Source organism: Nostoc sp. C117 (assembly GCF_043099735.1).
Classification (GTDB): Bacteria; Cyanobacteriota; Cyanobacteriia; order Cyanobacteriales; family Nostocaceae; genus Nostoc.
On sequence record NZ_CP170991.1, the window covers coordinates 5,862,854 to 5,884,577 of the forward strand.

Consider the following 21,724-nt stretch of genomic DNA (forward strand, 5'->3'; position numbering starts at 1 on the left):
AAATCAAAAACAGAGGATAAAGCTAGAAAATGAAAATTACAAACAATAACTTTCACTTAACTTATTGCAGCAATATTCATCCTGGGGAAAGTTGGCTCGAGGTTTTCGCCAATTTACAACAATATATTCCCAATCTAAAATCACGTTTATCCCCTACACTACCTTTTGGGATTGGTTTAAGATTAGCACATATAGCCGCTAATGAACTGTTACAAAATAATAACTTAGCTCAATTCCAGGAATGGCTAACTAAAGAAAATTTATACGTTTTTACATTAAATGGATTTCCTTACGGTGGATTTCATCGACAGGTGGTAAAAGACCAGGTTTATTCACCAGATTGGTCTACAGAAGAACGGTTGAATTACACATTAAATCTAATGCAAATTCTAGCAACTCTGTTACCAAACGGACTAGATGGCGGAATTTCTACACTGCCATTATCTTATAAACCTTGGTGGCAAAAAGACCAAGGTACTTTTGAGATAATTCTCCAAAAAATTTGTTTTAATCTAGTATCAGTTGTTGCAGAAATGGTTCGTATCTGGGAAGAAACGGGAAAATTGCTTCATATTGATTTAGAGCCTGAGCCAGATGGTTTAATTGAAAATACTTCAGAAGTAATTGATTTTTTTGAAAATTGGTTATTGCCAATTGGTGGGAAAATTTTATCAAATAAGCTAAGTATTACACAGAGCTTCGCCGAAATTAAATTACTAGAACACGTCCGGCTTTGTTATGATACCTGCCATTTCTCAGTTGAATATGAAGAACCAAAGTCTGTATTTACGCGTTTAGAATCGGCAGGAATTAAGATTGGTAAGATTCAAATTAGTGCCGCAATTAAAGTAAAAATACCTCCTGAAGTTGAGAAGCGTACTTTGATAGTTGAACGGTTACGTCCTTTTGCAGAATCTACATATCTTCACCAAGTAATCGAACATCGTAATGATGATACATTCCATCACTATCCTGATTTAATAACTGCATTACCATATTTAGAGCAATCTCTAGCTGAAGAATGGCGTACTCATTTTCATGTCCCAATTTTCATTCATGATTATCAAATTTTGCAGTCCACGCAAAATGACATTGCTACTGTTTTACATCTACTTCAGGCAAACAATGCTTGCTCACATTTAGAAATTGAGACTTATACTTGGGATGTATTGCCATCAGAAATGAAAATAGATTTGCTGACTTCAATTCAGCGAGAATATGAATGGGTATTAAAAGAACTCGCTGTAAAATAAGAGGAAATTAAGTTTATGCAAAAAACAGTTGTTCTAAATGTTGTGGGATTAACGCCTAGCTTATTGGGAGAAAGCACGCCGTTTCTATCTGCTTGGGCTGCTAAAGGTCAAGTGGTTCCCATCAAAACAGTATTACCTGCTGTAACTTGTTCTGTTCAAGCTACTTATTTAACTGGAAAATTACCTGATGAACATGGAATTGTTGCTAATGGTTGGTACTTCCGCGATGAGTGTGAAGTAAAATTTTGGCGTCAATCTAATAAATTAGTACAGGCTCGAAAAGTTTGGGAAATAGCTAAATCAATCGATCCCAATTTCACTTGTGCCAACCTTTTTTGGTGGTACAATATGTATTCTTCAGCTGATTATGCCATTACACCGCGCCCAATGTATCCCGCAGATGGGAGAAAATTACCTGATATTTATACACATCCTAGTGATGTGCGATCGCCAATTCAATCTGATTTAGGGCAATTCCCCTTGTTCGATTTTTGGGGACCGAAAACTTCAATTATTTCTAGCCAATGGATTGCCAATTCCGCCAAATGGATTGAGGAACGTTATAGTCCGACATTATCACTAGTTTATCTACCACATTTAGATTACTGTTTGCAAAAATTTGCTCACGATAAAACACATATCCAAGCAGATTTACAGCAAATTGATGCTGTTTGTGGCGATTTAATTGAATATTATCAAGCACGAAATACTCAAGTAATTATTCTTTCTGAATATGGTATTACCCCAGTTTCTAAAGCAGTAGATTTGAACCGCATCCTACGGGAAAATAATTTAATTGCCGTGCGGGAAGAATTGGGGCGAGAATTGCTTGATTTTGGTGCTAGTATTGCATTTGCTGTTGCCGATCACCAAATTGCTCATATATATGTCAACGACCCGGCGTATATTCCGAAAGTACGATCGCTTTTAGAAGCCACTGAAGGCGTCGCCCAAGTATTGGATCGAGATGGTAAACAAGCCTACCATCTCGATCATCCTAGATCCGGGGAGTTAGTGGCGATCGCCCAGTCTGACGCTTGGTTTACTTATTATTATTGGCTTGACGATCGCAAAGCGCCTGATTTTGCCAGAACTGTAGATATTCACCGCAAACCTGGTTACGATCCGGTAGAACTTTTCCTCGATCCAAAAATTAAATTTCCTCAGGGAAAAATCGCCCTTAAGTTACTTAAAAAACAACTGGGTTTTCGCTACCTTATGGATGTAATTCCTCTAGATGCTTCCTTAGTACGTGGTTCTCACGGTCACATTACCACTTCTCCAGATGAAGGGGCTTTATTTATTACTCATCAAACTCATCTAATTGATACAAACACAATTGAAGCTACAGATGTTTGTTCGTTGATTCTCAAACATTTAAGTAACTGAAATAAAAATGTAGAAATGCGACAAGTAAATCTGCGTAATTAAAGCTAATTACCTAAGACCGTCATTTGTCATTAGTGATTGTTTATTGGTAAGAATTTTAAGCCCATTTACGTTTCATAATATAATTTGGTTTATTCCCACTGACTTACTTCGTATCTTTACATTTTCATCGTTAGGAACGTGGATTAAATAAGATGCAAAACTTCATCCTGTCTCTAGCTTCCCTCTCCTTTATAAGGAGAGGGATTGAGGGTGAGGTAACCCGAATTTCTCACTAATAGGGTGGGGAGGTGTGGGAGGTAAAGCGATCAACATGAAGCGCCCATTCTCAATTCCTCCTCATTCTCCCCACACTCCCCACACCCCTCAATTTCTCGCTTGTGAGAAATCCAGGCTAAGCCAGGGATATAAATTTTCCTTAGGGGCACACAGCTAAATGTGCGCCCCTACAGGCAATTATCCCAAAAATATAAAAAACTTCTTGTAATTCATAATCATTTCGAGTATGCTTTAGTTATAAACTCGTTATGACTATGAATTAACATGCTCTATCAATGGGCATTCGTCTATCTACTGCCTAAAATATACAGTGGGCAATTTGAATAAGTTAATGGAGAGCTTCTTTACCCATGACTGAACACCAAAACTTGACAACTGCTGATGGTATCCCTGTTGGTGATAACCAGAATTCACTGACTGCTGGGGCGCGTGGTCCTCTATTAATGCAGGATTTCCACCTGATAGAAAAGCTGGCTCATTTCAACCGAGAACGTATTCCTGAAAGAGTTGTTCATGCCAAAGGTGCAGCGGCTTTCGGTACTTTTACGGTTACCAATGATATTAGTCGCTACAGCAAAGCCAAGCTTTTTTCTGAGATTGGCAAGAAAACGGAAGTCTTGCTCCGTTTTTCTACAGTTGGTGGAGAAAAGGGTTCAGCAGATGCCGAGCGTGACCCTAGAGGATTTGCTGTTAAGTTTTATACTGAAGATGGCAACTGGGATATTGTAGGTAATAATACCCCGATCTTCTTCATCCGCGACCCCCTCAAGTTTCCTGATTTCATCCATACCCAAAAGCGTAATCCCCAAACCAATTGCAAAGAACATAATGCAAAGTGGGATTTCTGGTCACTGAGTCCAGAATCGCTGCACCAAGTGACAATTCTGTTTTCAGACAGGGGAATTCCCAAAACCTATCGAAATATGGATGGCTTTGGTAGCCACACCTTCAGTTTAATTAATGCTCAGGGCGATCGCGTTTGGTGCAAATTTCACTTTAAGACTCTGCAAGGGCATCAAACCTTGACTGAGGAAGAATCGGCTAAAATTAAGGGCGAAGATCCAGATCATGCGACTCATGATTTGTTTGAAGCGATCGCTCAAGGAGACTATCCCAAGTGGCGGATGTGTATTCAGGTGATGACAGACGAACAAGCGTCAAAACATACAGATAATCCCTTTGACTTGACAAAAGTTTGGAAGCATTCAGAATATCCCTTAATTGAAGTGGGAATCTTAGAGCTAAATCGTAACCCTGAGAATTATTTTGCCGAAGTTGAGCAAGCTGCTTTTAGCCCTAGTGCAGTAGTCGCAGGGGTTAGTTTCTCTCCAGACAAAGTTCTGCAAGCTCGCCTCTTTTCTTACCCAGATGCTCAACGCTATCGTTTGGGTGGTAACTATCAGCAACTACCTGTTAACCAGCCCAAATGTCCAGTGATGCATAATCAGCGAGATGGCTTCATGGCTTTAGGAAACAACGGCGGTAGCGCTCCTAACTATGAACCAAATAGTGCAGAGGGTACACCCAAAGAAAACCCAGCATACAATGAGCCACCCCTTCACCTAGGCGATGTCGCCGCCCATCGTTACAGTCATCGTGAAGGAAATGATGATTACACCCAAGCGGGCGATCTATATCGGTTAATGACTCCCGAACAGCAAGAACGTCTTGTAAAAAATATCACTGGTACTCTAAGTCAAGCAAGACAAGACGTTCAAATGCGTCAACTTTGCCATTTCTTTAGAGCGGATGTTTCCTATGGTAGTCGTGTAGCTGAGGGGTTAGGCATTTCAATCGATCCTTCAATGCTGAGTGCTATTGCTCAACCTGTAGGTACTTAGTACCGCTACGCAAAAGTTTAGTTAAAGTAGCACACCTGTGCTACCCCATAACCCAATCAGGGGAAAAGGGGAAAGGGGAAAAATTTTGAATACATCCTTTAACCTTTACCCCTTTCCCATTCCCCAGATCGCAAGGAAAGTGAAAAATGCTTATCCGAACCAGCATCTTGCAGGAGAAATTCGCATTTGTATGAACGTGAGTTTCCTTCTTTAATCTTTAACGTCAAGCTGATAGCTTAATTTCGCGGGAAGTTTTACTCCAGAAGATTGAAATTGTAATCTGCGATGTTGAGATTCTAAATGGTACTCAGCAAGTTCACGATGTTTAAATTCTAAATGGTACTCGCCATTACCCACTGCCTCTTTTGGTATAGCACTTAATGGGAAATGTGCAATCACCTCCAAGTGAGTTAGGCAATTAGCACACTTAATCACATTCCAGCGACTAAGAACAGAATGATGACCAATATAATGTTTTGTGGATTCACCCTTGGCGTTCTTAACAATCGCGTAAGCTTCTACTACAAAAGAACCTTGGAATAAAGCACGGTCAATTTTACTAGCGACTAGTTTTTGGGAACTAAAATTACTTCTCGTTCCCATTAGGTGTGGTACTTCCTCAAGGGAACCTGGTGCGTATGTATACCCAAGTTGCTTTTCAATATTGATGCAGTCCCTCGATGTGTAAACAGTGGCAAACTCGTCTTTGAGGAACGGGTTGAGAAGAGTATCTAGTGTCAGTGAGGTACCAGGAGCGACGCCTGGGGTGGGGCCTTGCGAATCACTTGAACTAGTGCCTTGGTAGCCATCAATGATGTCAATTTTATCGGTGTGACCGTTTTGCTTTTGCCATAGCCAGAACATACGATCTATATTGCAATGGTGAAAGAAAAAAATCGGGTCCATAGCAGCGGTATTATTCTCGCCCATGTCACCGTTTGCACCATGTATTATTCCACCCTCTCCCTGTCCGGGTACGTCAAACCCCCCAACAGCTAGATGAATATCGTTGTGAGGAGATTCTAATGGAGTCACTACACCATGATGGTTCTTGTTCCACTCTGCTGCTGAAGTAGTGTTGGAAAAAACAGTGTAATTTGGTGCCCGCAAGCAGTTCTGGAATTGTGAATAGATACCATCACTTGGGTGACTCTCTGGGGTTGGGCCTTTTAGCCAAGCGACTATATTCTCGTTCAGTAACTTAACATTTTTGTTGAAGTCTGGATATGTCGCATTGTGTTCTTTAGTGGCAGATTGAGCCTCTGGAGTACCTACCAAACCTGACAAGGGGTAGCGCACCGTTTCATATCCTTGGGGCTTCTCATAAATCCTATCATCAGTAGGTACGTAATCAGATAACGCCTCAGGCAAGACAAACGAACGCAAGGGATTATCAATTATTTTTCCGTCAAGTTCAAATTTCTCTTGTGTCAGAATTGAGGGAATGCCATTTTTGAGAGAATATTCACTCGTTTCGTCCCAATATGGCATCGTTACACCAGGTACGATACTTTGCAATGCCTCTTCTAATTTGAGAACATATACTCTGTGCCAAGTTGGGAAGAGGACATTTCCATGATTACAATAACCTCCCCAATATGTATATGTGTCAACGCTTGATAGCTGATCGACTTGTTGGCGATATTGAAAAGGTTCGCCGTGATAACCGCCGAGAACAAAAAACGATCTTTTATCTGTTGCAGGGAGTTCTTTGATTCCTTTCCAGGCTCGCACCAAGTCTTCAAGAGGCTGCTTATTGCCTTGATGATATTGTTCTTCGAGGTACTCTACTGAGTAACGTACTTTCAGTTTTTTTGATGTAGACATGCTTAGTTCCTTTGACTTTCAATTAGAGGGTGATGAACTGATAATTCAGTAGTAACTGTGAAAATAAAATACATTTTCCGAGTAGGGTGAATAAGTAGTGTGTAGGAAAAAAAGGCACTCTATATTGAACGCAGATAGAAACTTTTATCGCGTCAAACCTATTGTCACGGAAAGTTATCGGTTTATCTTGTCAATTTACGCCTGTTTGACTAGCAAAGGGTTTTTGATTTTTATCTCCCGAAGTGTTGCTACTAAATGTAGTAATTTATATTCAGAGATAATACTGCATTGCAACCTCTGGTAACCAATCAATCCATTGGAAATATTTATTATTTATAGGGAGTAATTTTATACTCTTGATGCTTTTAGCTGGAATAAAAAAAAGCCTCGTGGAAGAAGTTTTACTGAGTCAGATTTTGTACTGTAATCCAAAATCTCAAATGCAAAATTCTTTGAGCGAGGAAATTATGATAGGGTTAAAATGAAAGAATACCCTAATTACAGGTGCAACATCGGGTATCAGTCAAGCGATCGCCATTAGACTTGCTTAACAAGGGTGCAATATCACTATCAATTACTGCAAAGACCTTAAAACTGGGGCAAAAAAGCAAGATATAACACTAGAAAAAGTTTGTGGAGATAACAAAAAGTGTGGTGTGAAGTCGCTGCTAGTCCAACGCCATTGTCACGGTAAATATGGGCAATGGTACTACTGAAGAGATAGCAGCGACAGTAGCTTTTTTAATTTCGTATGAAGCCGCCTACATCACCAGACAAACATTGTTTGTAGATTGGGGATTGACTCTGTATGCTGACTTGCGGGAATTCTGGTCAGCTTCAGAGTTTAGCTGGCGTGGTTTCCACAATTGAGCCGATACATACCATTAGTGGAATGAGACGCCTATGACTAGCACGATCGATCGGGACAATCTGGTGGAGGCAGAAGCCTGGAAATTTCTCGAAAAGTCGATAATTTATTATCAGGGAAAACCTATCGGTACTGTAGCCGCTCAAGATCCGGATTTAGAGGCACTCAATTATGACCAGTGCTTTCTTCGGGATTTTGTCCCTTCTGCCTTGGTGTTTCTGATGCACGGCAAACCAGAGATAGTCCGCAACTTTTTAGTAGAAACACTGAAATTACAAAGCCATGAAAAGCAGATGGACTGCTTTGAACCAGGAGCAGGGTTAATGCCTGCCAGTTTTAAAGTACAATTCAATGGCAGTGAGGAATTTTTGGTTGCTGATTTTGGCGAACAAGCGATCGCTCGTGTTCCCCCAATTGATTCTTGTATGTGGTGGATTCTCTTGCTAAGGGCTTATGAAAAAGCCACAGGCGATTTGTCACTAGCGCGTCAGCCAAATTTTCAAGCCGGAATCAAGTTAATTTTGGATCTTTGCTTAGTACATCGGTTTTCCATGTACCCAACAATGTTAGTTCCCGATGGCGCGTTTATGATTGACCGTCGTATGGGAGTCTACGAACATCCTTTAGAAATTCAAGCATTATTCTACGCGTCTCTGAGAGCTACTAGTGAATTGCTTTTACCAGATGCGGATGGTGAAAGTTACCTAGGCAAAGTCAATAGACGGTTGGGATCTTTGAAGTATCATATCCGCAACTATTATTGGCTAGACCTAAAACGGTTGGGAGAAATTTATCGTTACAAGGGTAACGAATTTGGTAAAGAAATTGTTAATAAATTTAATATCCACTCAGAATCAATTCCTGGTTGGTTAACCGACTGGTTACCAGAAACTGGAGGATATTTAGCAGGAAATCTTGGCCCGGGAAGGATGGATTTTCGCTTTTTTGCTCTGGGAAATCTCATGGCAATTTTAGCTTCTTTAGCTAGCGTTGCCGAATCTGAAAGGATCATGAATTTATTTTCTCAACGCTGGCAAGACTTAATTGGCTATATGCCTATTAAAATTTGCTATCCCGCAATGGATGGTTTAGAGTGGAGAATTGTTACAGGATGTGACTCTAAGAACATTGCTTGGTCTTATCACAACGGCGGGAATTGGCCTGTTTTATTGTGGCTATTTACGGCTGCGGCGCAGAAAACAGGGAGAACAGAACTTGCCCAAGCCGCGATCGCCATTGCCGAAAAACGTTTATTTAAGGATAAATTCCCCGAATATTACGATGGCAAGAATGGTCGTTTAATTGGCAAAGAAGCCAGAATTTATCAAACTTGGAGTATTGCCGGATTACTAGCAGCAAAACAGTTACTAGCAAATCCAGATTACTTGGAATTAATCAGCTTTGCAGAAGGTCTTGAAGGTCCAGGTTGTAGCATCTAAGTATTAAATGCTGTCAATACTTATGCAAAAATAACGTGAAAGCTTTGATTTTCTATAAGTAAGTAGGCGAGAATAAACCAAAGTAAGTTAAGTAATGTAAAAACGCTTGAGATGACTTTGTGGTGTTCGCGAAGCGTCTCGCAGAGAGGGCTTCTGCCCTCATTTGAGGACTAAAGTCTTCTCTATGAGACGCTGTAGCTTACTTCCCCAAAGGATACACGACAAATCTTTAATTATTTACACCGCTCTAGTTAGAGACAATTGCTCAATTCCCCCTACAGCCTGTACTTTTGCATAAATTCATAGACGCATCTTCAAAAAAAATGGTATGAGAAGAGGAAAATAACCTCAAATACCGAATAACTGATACACTATATTGTAAGAGGTATCTGAAGTGTCATACTTAATATCACAAGATAGTATTTGCATAATTCACACGTTTTAACGTGTATAAACCATGAAAACTACTTCAGATTTAGTTCCAGAATTTGAAAAACTATTCAGAGAAAAATTACAACTAAATAATTGCAAGCTTAGAAAAAAAAGACAAGAGAATAATTATGAAATAATTACTCCAGCTAAAGACATTTTTTTGATGTATTGGTGTGAATTTCCTGAAGTTAACTTGATATATCAGCATGTAGGGGTACGCAATCAGCAGACTGGAGTTTATGAGCGAGCTATCCGCTCTCACATTAGTTCTTGTTTGAGTAGTATCCAGAATAACCCTGACTCTTAATCACTATGTATTAGTCAAATAAGTAATACTTAAGATAACGCACAGAATATTTACTAAACTCTCGTCAGTTTTTCTCATCTAACTGACTGACGAGAGATTGGTGAGCCAAAATCTGTTGATCTGAGAAATAAAAATGCAATCCGAAAAAAATTCCGACGGAGATCGACTAGATTATAAAACTTTGTTAGCCAATGCAAAGCAAGCCTTAAAACTTGAATACCAAAAATCATCAGCTTTAACATCCCAACTCCAACGCGTAAAAACTGAATTAGAGCAAGTACAGACTGAAAACAAAACTTTAAGAGAGAGTGCTTATGAAGATGTAATTAAGCACTTTGAGGCACGTACCCAAGCAGCAGAAACATTAGCGCTAAAAACAGAAGTGCGCCAGAAATTCCTTGAAGCCAATGGTTGCAAGGATGATGAAAGCTTCGATACTTTATGGGAAAGCATTAAAAATAAGATTCAGATTCAAGATGGTGAAATCAGAATTGTTGCTCAAAATGGCACTCCCAAATTTACCTTTAAGGGCGACATGATGAATTTGAGGGATTTTATCCAATCCCTCAAGGAAGACCCAATCTGTGGAAAATTTTTCTTGGACTAGAAAGCCAAATTAATTAAACCCCCTATTCTTCCCCTTGTTGCTTCGCTCAACAAGGGGTATCTTGTGGAAAAGAAGATGAAAGCTTTCCCTAAAAGCAGACTAATGGTTATAGCAGAAAGTTATTCATCTTCGTCTCCTGGGGGTCGTTCGCTCTCGCTTTGTTGGGCGTTCCACTCCAAAACAATACGTTCTAACATCTCAGGTTGCGTACAGTTATTAACATCGGCGTACATTTTAATCAACTGCCTCACTTTAGGACTAACGTGGCGGATCTCTAGTTGGTTATTTTGTGCCATGTCCATTAACTTTTAGTGTCTACTAAATATGTTGAACCATTAAACTATGGCTTTTGCAATAAATTTTGTTAATGGCGATGTCTTTTAACTTGCTACTGCGTGTCTAATTTCCCTGTCGCCAGCTAAATTACTTGGATGGCTGATATCAAGTTCGGGTAATCATTTATCCAACAGAATTGAGAATTCAATATTAAAATTTCTCCGCATCCTCGTGTCAGCCCTAAGAATAAATCTTCAAGAAGACATCAGATTACTGACCTGGCGGGGCTGATTCCTCTAATGGGCGGATAATTGCAGAAGGTGGTGTAACCTCTGGTTGAAAGATTCCCTGTAATGCTTGTTCTAATGTTTGTGCCATCACAATCCGGTTTTCGTAAGCCACAACTACCCGCACCAAAGTTGGTAGACTATTTTGTGTAGCTTCTAGATAAATTGGCTCGACGTAGAGCAGTGATTGTTCAATGGGAATTATTAGTAAATTCCCTTGAATGGCTCTTGAACCCTGGCGATTCCAGAGGGAAATTTGTTGGGAAATAACTGGATCTTGGTTAATCCGTGCTTCGATTTGCTCTGGTCCGTATATCAGTCTTTCTTTAGGAAAGATATATAACAATAACTTACCGTAATTAACACTATCCGATCGCGCTGCCAACCAAGCGATTAAATTACTCCGTTGTTTGGGAGTATAGGGCAAAAATAGGATAAATTCCTCAAAAGGTACAGTTGGTAAACTAGTAATCAAATAATATGGCTCCACCGGACGGGCTTCGCTATCATAGATTTCGTTAGGAATTTGCCACTGGTCTTCCCGGTTGTAAAATACCTGGGGATCGGTCATGTGGTAAGTCATCAACCGCTCAGATTGAATTTTGAAGAAGTCCACAGGATAGCGGATATGATTGCGGAGAGTGATGGGCATGGCACTGAGTGGTTTAAAGGTATTAGGAAATATCCTTGACCAACTGGCAATAATTGGATCGCTGGGATCGGCAATATAAAAGTTAACGATGCCGTGGTAGGCATCAATCACCACTTTGACAGAGTTACGAATATAATTAATACCATCGTTACCAGTATCTGAGTAAGGATAGCGATCGCTCGTTGTGTAAGCATCAACAATCCAGTAAAGATAACTTTGATCGTTTGGGTAGTCTGGATTGCTATTATGAGAGTTTGCATCGGCACTGACGAGATAAGGATCGCTGTCAAATTGCAAAAAAGGTGCGATCGCCTGAATTCTTTGCTTGATATTCCGCCGTAGTAGTAGTTTTGTGTCTGGCAAAAAGTCTCGCGTTAATACCATCTGCCAATCTTTCAAATGCATAGCAAATAGCCAGCGGCGCCATACCGAACCGATTTTAACGCCACCCCGGCCATCGTAAGAGTTATAAACATTGTCACTCCCACTGGGATAATCTAATTCTCGGACTTTTGTCCCAGTCATTACATAATTATTAGTGATTTCACCGTAATAAATCCTTGGTTTGCCAATGGGAATATTTTCACGAATGCCTTTACTGGAAGTCGTAAGGGTGGTGCTATCACCGCTAATATCTTTAACAAAATATTCTGGTAGCCCACCCGCACCGACTGTATTAACTGGGCTAACAGTAAATCCGAAACCGTGGGTATAAATCAGACGGCGGTTAACCCAGGTTTGGGCTTCCTGCGGCACAGTAGTATAATCTAATTCTCGTGCAGCAATTAATACCTGACGCCGTTTTGTTGCTTCAACTAATTGCTGTTTAGATATTGGTGGTTTTTGGGTCGTAGATGGTCGGTCTGAAGTTACCTCTGTTTTTAAAGTATAGCGATCGATATCGGCATCGGGAAACCGATAATATGGCCGAATTTGTTGCAGCTGACGATTGGTTTCTAACAGTGGCCGCTCATCCCAAAGGCGAATATTCCGAATCGTCAAGTCATTTTTTTGAATATCAGCTTCAGTTAAGGTTCCTTGGGGGTTAAAGGTTCTGGCATCGATCGCCTCTAAATCAAATGCTTGGCGAGTCAAGGCAATAGTACGCTGAATGTAGGGTTGCTCTCGCTGCAACTCATTCGGTTGAACAATTAAATATTGCACCAAAGTAGGTAGAACAATGTCAGCTGCTGCAACTAATACTAGATAAACCCCTAATCCGTAAAATACGAAGCGACGATACTGAGATTTGGGTTTCCAGAGAAACGTTCGCCAAAGTAAGTAAAAGGCCATGGCCATTGCCAAGACGCACAAGACAGTGTAAGCCGGTAACTGAGCTGTCACATCGGTATAGCTCGCACCATAACTTACTCCCCGGCCAGAATACACCAATTCATAGCGACTCAACCAGTAACTTAAAGCGACTACCAGCATCAACAAGCCACCCATACCGTATAAATGACGTTGCTGCTGGGACGAAAAACCAGGGAAAATACCCCGACTCAAACTGTCTCCTGAGAGGAGATAAGTGAGGGTAACGGCTAAGAAGCCATACAGAAATAATCCCATCAGCCAGAGTTCTAACAACTCCCACAAAGGTAATGAAAATATGTAGAAGCTGATATCTTGACCAAATAAAGGCTCAGAGTAATTGAAGGGAGTCGGGTGTAAATATTGGAGTATTTTTGCCCAGTGTTGGAATAGGATGAATCCCAACATCGGACTGAAGAAAATTGCGATCGCTGTGACTAAAAATTGGGGATAAATTAAAATAGCGATCGATCCTCCCGCAATCAAGCCAAGATACCAAATTTGAGAGATAATCTGGTTTAAGAGTTGCCAGATTCTCTCTGGTCGGAATCGGGCGGGAATAGGTAAAGTAGTCTGGTTAAGTGAAGAGTCCCAGTAGGAAAGAGCAATTTCACCGTAGGAAGCCAAGATTAACCCGATTAACAAACTTAGTATCAAAGCTAGAAGTAATAACCAGTGTAGTTTTAATGGTTTTAGTCCTTGCACCTCAGGTATGGAAATTTCATCGCGTCTTGGATAATCAGGACTGAGAAAGTTTTTTAATTCACTGTTAAGTCCAACTTGCTCAATCTTCAAAGATCTGGGATACTTCAGCCGTTGTGCTAAGGCAAGGTTTAGCAGCAGATAGGCAGCACTGACACTAGCCACTACCATCCACAAAGCACCACGAGTTACTAGCCTCAGCAGAAATACTTGCAGGTAACCGACTTCCTGAAACCAAAAAATTTCTGCTCCCAGGCGGGAACCGAAATCCAAGAGTAGCCACAGCCCAAAGAATACGATGAATAATCTAAAGCTCGATTTCCAGAACATTCTGTGGCAGCCAATCTAGTACTTTTCATTATTCTAGTGTTCACAAAAGACATTGAAACTGAGCGATATCATTTCGGGTTGGAGACTTATCATTATCATTGATACAAAGTCCGCCAAATCACCCATCATAAACAGTTTGTAGTGGGGACTTCAGTTCCCAAAACTAGGACTAAAGTCCTTACTACGAACATTTTTATTCAGTTTGATTCAGCCGACATGATATGACGCGGGGACGCGAAGAGAAATCCCACCGACTTTAGCCGATGGGATTGTCAAGATATTGATTAGGTGAAGTCTATCTTGCGTTGTAAGCAACGCACTCTTAATTATTGAATGGTGAATCCTTCTGGTCTGATGGCATCTTGCAAATCAACTCCCATCAGATTTACTCCCTGGATGTTTGCATTAGTAAGATTTGTGTTTTCCAAGTCTGCATTCTGTAAGTTCGCCGTTTGTAGGTTTGCTCCCAGCAGATTAGCTTTCTCTAGGTCTGCATCAAATAGGTTGGCTCCTAGAAGGTTTGCTCCTGCGATGTTTGCCTTGCCTAAATCGGCTCCTTGCAAGTTTGCTCCTTGTAAGTTGGTTTGCTGTAAGTTCGCTCTCTCAAAATCTGCTTTTTGTAAGTTCGCACCCTCTAGGTTGGCTGCTTGCAGATTTGCATCTTTGAGGACTGCTCCAGTTAGGTTACATCCGACACATTCATTTGTTGTTAGTAAACGTCTCACATTTGCTGCTACAGACTCCATTGCTGGTGCAACTGGAGAGATGACTGGAGTCGGTTCCAATATTGGCGATGGAACTGGAGATATGACTGGGACTGGTTCCGATTGTGTTGGTATTGATGGTGTTACTGTTTGAGCTTTAGCACTGGGCTGGTCAACTAGTGAAAATACTGATACAACTACTATAAATACGGCAGTTACGAGCCACTGAGTTAATTTTTGAGAATTTGGTTTATTCATGAGTTCCTCTCTATTGTGATTTGCAATCTTGGATTTACTTTTGTAAGAGCCATCAATAATCTGAATGTCCTTGATATTCACTGTAGATAAATTGATTGATAAGAGCAAATATTATTTCGGTTTAAATTGATAAATTCAAGTGATGAAAAAATCTTTGAGGATGGGAAGCAATAAGCTGATTTTTTAGTCATACCAGCGAGATAGCACCCATCAAGAGTTTTGAGCCACTAATTGTTAAGCATTGCTAGACTGGGTAACAGTCGATAGCTTTCACTTTTAATCAAAATTGACAATCCCAAGTAAATTAAGACGAAGGGGAAGACTTTTCGACCATAGCGAGTTAAAACGGGAGTCATTAGAGGATTGCGAGTGAGGTTGTAAGATAGCAAGCACCACACCCCAATAGCCAAATAACAGACACACAAAATTACGCTCAAACTTGGAAGACTGCTACTGGCAAACAATGGTACATAAATTCCAATGTTATTTCCTCCATTGGCAATGGTAACAGCGGAAACACGGTAAGTTTGGGGATCGCGGATCGTTGCTAATAGTGATTTTTTTTGGCGTCCAGATTTTAGAGGAGAAGGTAAGTCAACTGACACAGCTTGTACTGTCTCTCCTTCCTCTTCTCGACTTATGAGATTACTGATACCAATGGCGATAGGAAGCAAACCGAGTAAACCAATCCAAGTGCTGGGAATAATCATACCGCCGAAGAAACCAGGGAGACTGGCAAACACTAATGCCGTGAATCCCAGAAATTCACCGATAATAATATGCTTAGGACGAAAGCTGTGATTCACTTTTCCGAAGAAAGCTGTCAAATATAAATTGTCGTCAAAGGTGGTTGCAAAAGCCGCAGAGATCCCAATAATTACTGTACTAATTAGCCAACTCATGGTCGTTACTCACAATGATTCAATGCTGTTTGCTCTCAGTCCTTCTCTGCTTCTCGATTCTGATGGCAGTTCAGAAGATGTTATGACTGTTTTTGCCTAGCGAAAATTTATGGAAGTTCGCTAGTCATCAGCCAGTTGCCCAATTTTCAGGATTATTGCGGCGATCGCCGACAATGCAATTCCGAGCAAATTGGTGATTTTTTTTTCTCAGCAAGGTACCTTGGGAGTTCATGGAGTCAATATTAGGACTTTTTACCGAATAAGAGCAAATACTCTTGTTTTTTAAAATGATAAATTAAAGTGATTAAATAACTTGGCCTTACTTATTGGCGAATTAAAAGGGTGTCGAGAACGCCATAATTAAAATCAGGGTTTCAATTTTGATTAATAATTATGAATAGCTTTCAAGAGATTTGTCGTTATATGCTAAGCAAATTTATGCCAATCAAGCCTAGGATATTCTTGGCAACTAGCGATCGACATCGGTTAATATAACTAATTGCGCTCTCACTTTAGTTTTAAGATGTTCTAGGATTTCCTGAAATTCTTGTTGCAAATACGTTAGAGGCGTACAGATGTACCCCCTTATAGCTGATTCATTAGTTGCAAATATTTTTGTTAATGGTATTAAGGAATGTATTTTTTAACTTTTAATTATGTTAACTAGTGTTGACCGTTTATTATTTGTCCGGCGAGTCCCGATTTTTAAGGAATTGCGGGATGATTTTATTGTGCGGCTCACTTCAGTGATGAATGAACTATCCTTTCCAGCTAATTACACGATTTTTCGACAGGGAGAAGAAGGGCGATCGCTTTATATTGTCGTCTCAGGCCGAGTCAAAGTTCACATCGGCAAGAAACAGCTAGCAGAAGTAGAACAGGGAAAATACTTTGGTGAGATGGCTGTATTTGATACTCAACCTCGTTCCGCCACCGCCACAACCTTGGAACCGTGTGAATTTTTAGAACTAACCCAAGAACAACTGTATGACGCGATCGAAGAAACTCCAGAAATTGCGGTGAATATCATTCGTGAGTTATCCCGCTTAATTCGCAGATTAAATGACGATATGAATATGACTTCTTTGCAAAGTTAATCATCCAATAAAGAGATTTTGAATTTAAAATTTGGGATTTTCGATTGACATTACAAGGCAAACAAAAGAAAAAATAACGCTTTCACAGCAAGTAAATTTATTAATTGAGATTTACTTGTTAGTTTTTAAATTTCCTTAAATCCATGTTTTTGAAGATGCAAATTTCAGACATTCTTTAAGAAACTGCTGCGGAATTTCTATGTTTTGTCCCCAATGGAGATGAACATAGGAAGCGTAAACATTTGCTGATAAACCCCATCCCTCGTATCCCATATTTTCATCACAATCATAGCGAGAAGTTTCAAATAGGGGCTGACTAGGAATTGAGGTTAAATGAGAACGATGAAACTCATGTCCGTAAACAGTTATACCTGCTTTTACTAACAGATTATCTCGCAAAGCTACAGCACGACGATAGCCCAAAATTAAACGCCCATCCATCACAGCAGATGCCGATAAAACTCCGACCATCGACCAAGATTTACTTTCAAAATCAATAATTTGCTCACACAAATACATCAATCCCCCACATTCAGCAATTGTCGGCATTCCTTTGAGAATTGCTGTTTTTACTTGATTACGGGCGCTGATATTTTCTGCTAATTGCTGGGCAAAAACTTCTGGGAAACCACCACCAAAATACATTCCTTGGATATCTTTTGGGAGTTCAGTATCTATTAAAGGACTCCAGAAAATCAGTTCTGCGCCTAGCTGTTGCAGTAAATCCAAATTGTCTTGGTAGTAGAAATTAAAAGCCCGATCGCGGGCAATGGCAATTCTAACCACAGAAGGGGGATGAGGGGGATGAGGGGGATGAGGGGGATGAGGGAGAGGGTTTGATTTTAATAAAGGTAATAAGCGTTGCCAATCAAAACAAGTATCTCCTAAATCGGCGAGGCGATCGATTAAAGCGTTGAGTTCGGGAAGTTCGGCTGTGGGTACTAAACCCAAATGGCGATCGGGAATTGTGATGTTGTCTTGACGCCTGAGTACGCCGAGAATTGGTAATTGTAGGGGTTCTAGGGAATCTTTCAGGAGAGAGAGATGGCGATCGCTTCCCACGCGATTTAATACTACCCCAGCTATTTTAATTCGGGGATCAAAAGATTGGTAGCCGTGAGCGATCGCAGCTACAGAACCAGATAAGCGACTGCAATCAATCACTAACACCACAGGTAAATCTAAAAGCCTTGCGATGTGTGCCGTACTGGCAAAATCAGTTAATTTTTCCTTTTCTTGCCCATGCCCAATTCCATCAAATAACCCCATTACCCCTTCCACTAGGGCATATTCACTCAGTTGGCTATGATGGGCAAAACATTGCTGAACGTAGGCTTCACAAGTTAGTACTGGGTCTAAATTGCGACAAGGAACACCAGTTACGTGTTGATGAAACATCGGATCGATGTAGTCTGGACCTACCTTGAAAGATTGCACCAGGCGATCGCGACGGCGTAAAGATGCTAAAAGGGTGAGCGTAACTGTTGTCTTACCCACCCCACTACGTTCTCCAGCAATGATTAAAGCCATAAATGAAACAAATTAGTATGCAGCAACTATTTTGACTATTGGCTGTGTGTCTATCGTCGCTTGTTGCAAAAGCAGATGCACCAGTTTCTAAAACCAACTAACTCAAACTTATACCAATTAGAAACAAGAAAACTAACCAATTAGGGGATTTAGGCTGAAAAAATTTGTCGCTTACAAACGTGCGCTTGAGCGTGGAGGCAAATATGACTATATGACAAAGACGCGATAAATCGCCGTCTCTACAAAGGAATTAATTGTAGAAATGGCGATTTATCCCGTCTCTTCCTTCTTCCTCTTGCCTTAACTTATAAGAAAAACAAGGTTGTGCAACTATTTGCTCAACCTTGTTTTTCTTATGTATTTTGTAGAGCGATCGCACATCTAAAATGTGTTAATTTTTCCTAGCTCATGATGCGACTAACTTTTTGCGGCTGGGACGCTTGTACTCTGATTTTTTCTTCAATCCTACCGCTTGGGCTTGATCGCTATCTAATCCATATTGTCCGCGCACAACTTCTTTCATCGCTAACACTGCATTATGAAATTCCCATTCTGCTAATCGCGCAGCATCAGCCGCAGCACGGTATAAAGCTAATTTTTCGGTTTCGGCTTGTTGCTGGGCTAACATCGCCTGATAAGCTTGCTGTAAGTTGGTAGCAGAGGCATCAGCACGGGTTGTTTCGTAAGTGCCGATGGTTTGTAAGCCGTGCCATGAATTAACATCTTCACTAATTAATTGAGGGCGCAAACGGCGTGTTGTATCTTGGGTAGCCATATCAGCATACTGTTGTTATTTACATATTTAATGTACCCATTGCAACTCTAAATATATCAGTAAGGTAAAGTTTTTAGATTAAACAAGGTTAAAGAAGTAAACTCATTTTTGCAACTTAGATACAACAAAGATGCAAGTCGATGCATCAAAGTTGCAAGTTGATCCACCAAAGTTGCAGGGCGATGCATCAAAGTTGCAGGGCGATGCATCAAAGTTGCAAGTCAATGCATCAAAGTTGCAAGTCAATGCATCAAAGTTGCAGATTCATGCAACTAAGGTCGGCGTTGTATGAATCGAGATCGTTAAAGCGTGACAAAATTAGCAGCAGTCAGCGTCGTAGTATTAATACCAGTCAGAGTTGCCAAAATCTCATTCGTAGAAGTCACCAAGATATTGCTACTTGAAAAACTTAATTGCCCGAAGCTCAAGCTATTATACAGCCCGATCAAATCTGAACCCTTAGAGAAATCAGTAATCGTATCAGTGCCTTCCCCAGCAGCAAAAGCAAAGATATCGTTACCGTTATTACCCGTGAGGATATCACTGCCAGCGCCACCATAGAGGAGATCGTTGCCATTACCACCGTAAAGGTGATCAACGCCAGCGCCACCATAAAGAGTATCGTTGCCATTACCGCCTTCGAGGTAGTCGTTGCCACTACCGCCATTCATGAAGCCATCGCCATACAAGAGGTCGTTACCATTGCCGCCTTCGATGGTGTCATTACCCGCACCGCCGTTGATGGTATCGTTGCCATTACCGCCTTCGATGTTGTCGTTACCGTTAGTGCCAACTAAGTTATCTGCTTGGTTAGTACCATCAATGTCACGACCGACAGCTACAGTTACGCTAGCAGTGCCAGTCAGGCTACCATCGTTGAGGGTATAGTTAAAGCTGGCATTACCACTAAATCCACTAGTTGGGGTAAAGATAACGAAATCATCTGCGGTATTGCTGGCAGTGCCGTTATTATTCAGGACAGCAGTACCGTGGGTAACGCCGCTAACAGCAGTGATGCTAAGTCCGGTGCTATCGACATCGGTATCATTTGCCAGCAGGGTACTAGTTTGAATGCTAACGGCAGTATTAAAGGCAGTAATCACACTGTCGTTAACACCAACAGGCGCATCGTTAACGCCATTAATAGTCAGGATAACTGTTGCTGTGCTGGTTCCGCCGTTACCATCACTGATAGTATAAGTAAAACCGTCGCTGGCAGTAGCTCCCGCAGCCAAAGATTCAAATTTACCGTTAGGGTTGTAGTTGAAAGTGCCATTGGCGTTGAGAGTGAGCAAAGCACCAGAAGTTAAAGTAATCTGATTGCCTATACCCGGAGCATTGCCATTTACCTGTGTCACCGTTAACGTGTCGTTGTTCGGGTCACTGTCGGGTGTAGTAGAATTGGCGATTAGCACATTACCGTTGAGAACTGTATCCTCATTCGTGCTGAGAGCATCATTAACTGCAATAGGTGGACTGTTAGTAACAGGTACTTGTGTGCCGTAAACATCATCGTTATTGCTGAGAGTTCCTGCATCGTCAGCCGCATTGTTGCCGCTGAAGGTAAATGAACCCACAAAACCGATAGTGCCAATGGTGGTGGGCATTCCTTGGTTGTTGCCGTTGGTGTTGGTGGTGGACTGCATGATGAAGATTGCCCCACCCAAGCCTTGACCTGGGTTATTCCCTGTACCGCCTGTAGCCGTGTTGTTAGTAAAGCTGGTGTTGTTCAGGGTTAAAAAACCACTGCGGACAAAAATACCGCCCCCTAGTCCAGCACCACCGCCGCCGCCATAAGCTCCGCCAGAGCCGGCGCCGAAGCCGCCCTGTGCGTAGCTGCCGCCGCCGCCATAACCCCCCTTCCCTCCACCATAGAAGCCGTAGCCACCACCACCGCCAAAGCCGCCACTGAAGCCGTTGCCTCCATAGACACCGCCGCCACCACCACCGCCAAAACCCCCGTTGCTAACAGCAAACACTCCGCCACCGCCGAAGCCACCGTTGCTGCTACCGCCGTAGTTGCCATTACCGCCATAGCCACCGTTGTTGTCAGTGCTATCGGCAAACAATCCGCCACCGCCGCCACCGCCGCCGTTGCCAAACAGTCCGCCGCCGCCTTGAGCCAGTCCGCTAACACCGCTATTACCGCCTTGTGCTGCGTTATTACTAAAAGCGACATTGGTTAAAGAGACGCTGCCATCATAGATAAACAAACCACCGCCTAAACCAGCGCCGCCGCCGCCTTGTCCACTATCTCCGCCTTTGGCTCGTCCGTTGGCGATGGTCAAGTCAGATATACTGACGGTTCCCGACAGAATGAATAAGGAGCGCACGTCGCCATTGTCGTTGATGCCGTTGTTATTGGCATCGCCGCTAAGGGTGTGGTTATTGCCCACAATGCTGATGTTGCTGTTCACCAGGGTTTTTACTACCCCAGTCACACGCACATCATTATTGAGCGTAATAGTGTCATCCCCTGCTAGTTGATTCGCTTGGAGGATTGCATAACTGAGAGTGCCTGCGGTTAAGCCAGTGCCGTCATCAGTGGCTTGGTTGACGATGAAGTTTGTCATTTGATTTTTTTCTTTTTTGAGGTAAATGAGAAGTTATTTGGAGAGTGGAGTGTCACTTAAACTAAATCGCTGGACTTAGAACCCC

The 21,724-nt window shown here is 41.6% G+C and carries 17 protein-coding genes; 9 read left to right on the forward strand and 8 right to left on the reverse strand.

Annotated elements, in window-relative coordinates; translation table 11 throughout:
- Window positions 1-29: 29 nt before the first annotated feature.
- The 3 genes from eboE (at window position 30) to ACFG4S_RS25250 (ending at window position 4,762) form a co-directional block, all read left to right on the forward strand.
- A complete protein-coding gene (gene eboE, locus ACFG4S_RS25240; protein ID WP_392531678.1) occupies window positions 30-1,253 on the forward strand; it encodes a metabolite traffic protein EboE in 1,224 nt (407 codons plus the stop codon).
- A 15-nt stretch (window positions 1,254-1,268) separates the two neighbouring features.
- The gene (locus ACFG4S_RS25245) at window positions 1,269-2,642 is read left to right on the forward strand and encodes an alkaline phosphatase family protein (protein WP_392531679.1); all 1,374 of its coding nucleotides are present in this window, start codon (window positions 1,269-1,271) and stop codon (window positions 2,640-2,642) included.
- Window positions 2,643-3,271: 629 nt separating this feature from the next.
- Window positions 3,272-4,762, forward strand: coding sequence for a catalase (locus tag ACFG4S_RS25250; protein ID WP_392531680.1), 1,491 nt, complete (start codon window positions 3,272-3,274; stop codon window positions 4,760-4,762).
- Window positions 4,763-4,972: 210 nt separating this feature from the next.
- On the opposite strand, the gene ACFG4S_RS25255 is transcribed toward ACFG4S_RS25250, so the two are convergent.
- Window positions 4,973-6,589 carry a tyrosinase family protein gene (locus ACFG4S_RS25255; protein ID WP_392531681.1) on the reverse strand — a complete coding sequence of 539 codons (1,617 nt, stop codon included), beginning with the start codon at window positions 6,587-6,589 and terminating at the stop codon, window positions 4,973-4,975.
- A 696-nt stretch (window positions 6,590-7,285) separates the two neighbouring features.
- Between ACFG4S_RS25255 and ACFG4S_RS25260 the strand changes: the two genes are divergently transcribed.
- The 4 genes from ACFG4S_RS25260 (at window position 7,286) to ACFG4S_RS25275 (ending at window position 10,242) form a co-directional block, all read left to right on the forward strand.
- Window positions 7,286-7,459: an SDR family oxidoreductase gene (locus ACFG4S_RS25260; protein WP_392531682.1), complete on the forward strand. Its 174-nt coding sequence runs from the start codon at window positions 7,286-7,288 to the stop codon at window positions 7,457-7,459.
- 33 nt (window positions 7,460-7,492) lie between these two features.
- A complete protein-coding gene (locus ACFG4S_RS25265; protein WP_392531683.1) occupies window positions 7,493-8,896 on the forward strand; it encodes a glycoside hydrolase 100 family protein in 1,404 nt (467 codons plus the stop codon).
- Between the two features lie 457 nt (window positions 8,897-9,353).
- Window positions 9,354-9,635 carry a hypothetical protein gene (locus ACFG4S_RS25270; protein ID WP_392531684.1) on the forward strand — a complete coding sequence of 94 codons (282 nt, stop codon included), beginning with the start codon at window positions 9,354-9,356 and terminating at the stop codon, window positions 9,633-9,635.
- Between the two features lie 133 nt (window positions 9,636-9,768).
- Window positions 9,769-10,242: a hypothetical protein gene (locus ACFG4S_RS25275; RefSeq protein ID WP_392531685.1), complete on the forward strand. Its 474-nt coding sequence runs from the start codon at window positions 9,769-9,771 to the stop codon at window positions 10,240-10,242.
- 119 nt (window positions 10,243-10,361) lie between these two features.
- On the opposite strand, the gene ACFG4S_RS25280 is transcribed toward ACFG4S_RS25275, so the two are convergent.
- From ACFG4S_RS25280 to ACFG4S_RS25295, 4 genes are all read right to left on the reverse strand, one after another.
- A complete protein-coding gene (locus ACFG4S_RS25280) occupies window positions 10,362-10,544 on the reverse strand; it encodes a hypothetical protein (protein ID WP_392531686.1) in 183 nt (60 codons plus the stop codon).
- A gap of 244 nt (window positions 10,545-10,788) precedes the next feature.
- The gene (locus ACFG4S_RS25285) at window positions 10,789-13,800 is read right to left on the reverse strand and encodes a UPF0182 family protein (protein WP_392531687.1); all 3,012 of its coding nucleotides are present in this window, start codon (window positions 13,798-13,800) and stop codon (window positions 10,789-10,791) included.
- Window positions 13,801-14,126: 326 nt separating this feature from the next.
- Entirely contained in the window at window positions 14,127-14,762 is a 636-nt protein-coding gene (locus ACFG4S_RS25290; RefSeq protein WP_392531688.1) for a pentapeptide repeat-containing protein, read from the reverse strand.
- Window positions 14,763-14,989: 227 nt separating this feature from the next.
- Window positions 14,990-15,664, reverse strand: coding sequence for a cadmium resistance transporter (locus tag ACFG4S_RS25295; RefSeq protein ID WP_392531689.1), 675 nt, complete (start codon window positions 15,662-15,664; stop codon window positions 14,990-14,992).
- A gap of 656 nt (window positions 15,665-16,320) precedes the next feature.
- Between ACFG4S_RS25295 and ACFG4S_RS25300 the strand changes: the two genes are divergently transcribed.
- The gene (locus tag ACFG4S_RS25300) at window positions 16,321-16,761 is read left to right on the forward strand and encodes a Crp/Fnr family transcriptional regulator (protein ID WP_392531690.1); all 441 of its coding nucleotides are present in this window, start codon (window positions 16,321-16,323) and stop codon (window positions 16,759-16,761) included.
- Between the two features lie 135 nt (window positions 16,762-16,896).
- Here the strand turns inward: ACFG4S_RS25300 and ACFG4S_RS25305 are convergent, their stop codons facing one another.
- Together ACFG4S_RS25305 and ACFG4S_RS25310 are read right to left on the reverse strand one after the other, a co-directional pair.
- Entirely contained in the window at window positions 16,897-18,291 is a 1,395-nt protein-coding gene (locus tag ACFG4S_RS25305; RefSeq protein ID WP_392531691.1) for a cobyrinate a,c-diamide synthase, read from the reverse strand.
- Between the two features lie 406 nt (window positions 18,292-18,697).
- Window positions 18,698-19,066, reverse strand: coding sequence for a hypothetical protein (locus ACFG4S_RS25310; protein ID WP_392531692.1), 369 nt, complete (start codon window positions 19,064-19,066; stop codon window positions 18,698-18,700).
- Window positions 19,067-19,196: 130 nt separating this feature from the next.
- Between ACFG4S_RS25310 and ACFG4S_RS25315 the strand changes: the two genes are divergently transcribed.
- Window positions 19,197-19,358, forward strand: coding sequence for a hypothetical protein (locus tag ACFG4S_RS25315; RefSeq protein WP_392531693.1), 162 nt, complete (start codon window positions 19,197-19,199; stop codon window positions 19,356-19,358).
- A gap of 10 nt (window positions 19,359-19,368) precedes the next feature.
- Here the strand turns inward: ACFG4S_RS25315 and ACFG4S_RS25320 are convergent, their stop codons facing one another.
- Window positions 19,369-21,639, reverse strand: a complete 2,271-nt coding sequence (locus ACFG4S_RS25320) for an Ig-like domain-containing protein (RefSeq protein WP_392531694.1) — start codon at window positions 21,637-21,639, stop codon at window positions 19,369-19,371.
- Between the last annotated feature and the right edge of the window lie 85 nt (window positions 21,640-21,724).

Excerpts from the sequence above, each read along its gene's own strand:
- eboE (WP_392531678.1), top strand. The coding sequence starts at position 30 with ATGAAAATTACAAACAATAACTTTCACTTAACTTATTGCAGCAATATT.
- ACFG4S_RS25245 (WP_392531679.1), top strand. The coding sequence starts at position 1,269 with ATGCAAAAAACAGTTGTTCTAAATGTTGTGGGATTAACGCCTAGCTTA.
- ACFG4S_RS25250 (WP_392531680.1), top strand. The coding sequence starts at position 3,272 with ATGACTGAACACCAAAACTTGACAACTGCTGATGGTATCCCTGTTGGT.
- ACFG4S_RS25255 (WP_392531681.1), bottom strand. The coding sequence starts at position 6,589 with ATGTCTACATCAAAAAAACTGAAAGTACGTTACTCAGTAGAGTACCTC.
- ACFG4S_RS25260 (WP_392531682.1), top strand. The coding sequence starts at position 7,286 with ATGGGCAATGGTACTACTGAAGAGATAGCAGCGACAGTAGCTTTTTTA.
- ACFG4S_RS25265 (WP_392531683.1), top strand. The coding sequence starts at position 7,493 with ATGACTAGCACGATCGATCGGGACAATCTGGTGGAGGCAGAAGCCTGG.
- ACFG4S_RS25270 (WP_392531684.1), top strand. The coding sequence starts at position 9,354 with ATGAAAACTACTTCAGATTTAGTTCCAGAATTTGAAAAACTATTCAGA.
- ACFG4S_RS25275 (WP_392531685.1), top strand. The coding sequence starts at position 9,769 with ATGCAATCCGAAAAAAATTCCGACGGAGATCGACTAGATTATAAAACT.
- ACFG4S_RS25280 (WP_392531686.1), bottom strand. The coding sequence starts at position 10,544 with ATGGACATGGCACAAAATAACCAACTAGAGATCCGCCACGTTAGTCCT.
- ACFG4S_RS25285 (WP_392531687.1), bottom strand. The coding sequence starts at position 13,800 with ATGTTCTGGAAATCGAGCTTTAGATTATTCATCGTATTCTTTGGGCTG.
- ACFG4S_RS25290 (WP_392531688.1), bottom strand. The coding sequence starts at position 14,762 with ATGAATAAACCAAATTCTCAAAAATTAACTCAGTGGCTCGTAACTGCC.
- ACFG4S_RS25295 (WP_392531689.1), bottom strand. The coding sequence starts at position 15,664 with ATGAGTTGGCTAATTAGTACAGTAATTATTGGGATCTCTGCGGCTTTT.
- ACFG4S_RS25300 (WP_392531690.1), top strand. The coding sequence starts at position 16,321 with ATGTTAACTAGTGTTGACCGTTTATTATTTGTCCGGCGAGTCCCGATT.
- ACFG4S_RS25305 (WP_392531691.1), bottom strand. The coding sequence starts at position 18,291 with ATGGCTTTAATCATTGCTGGAGAACGTAGTGGGGTGGGTAAGACAACA.
- ACFG4S_RS25310 (WP_392531692.1), bottom strand. The coding sequence starts at position 19,066 with ATGGCTACCCAAGATACAACACGCCGTTTGCGCCCTCAATTAATTAGT.
- ACFG4S_RS25315 (WP_392531693.1), top strand. The coding sequence starts at position 19,197 with ATGCAAGTCGATGCATCAAAGTTGCAAGTTGATCCACCAAAGTTGCAG.
- ACFG4S_RS25320 (WP_392531694.1), bottom strand. The coding sequence starts at position 21,639 with ATGACAAACTTCATCGTCAACCAAGCCACTGATGACGGCACTGGCTTA.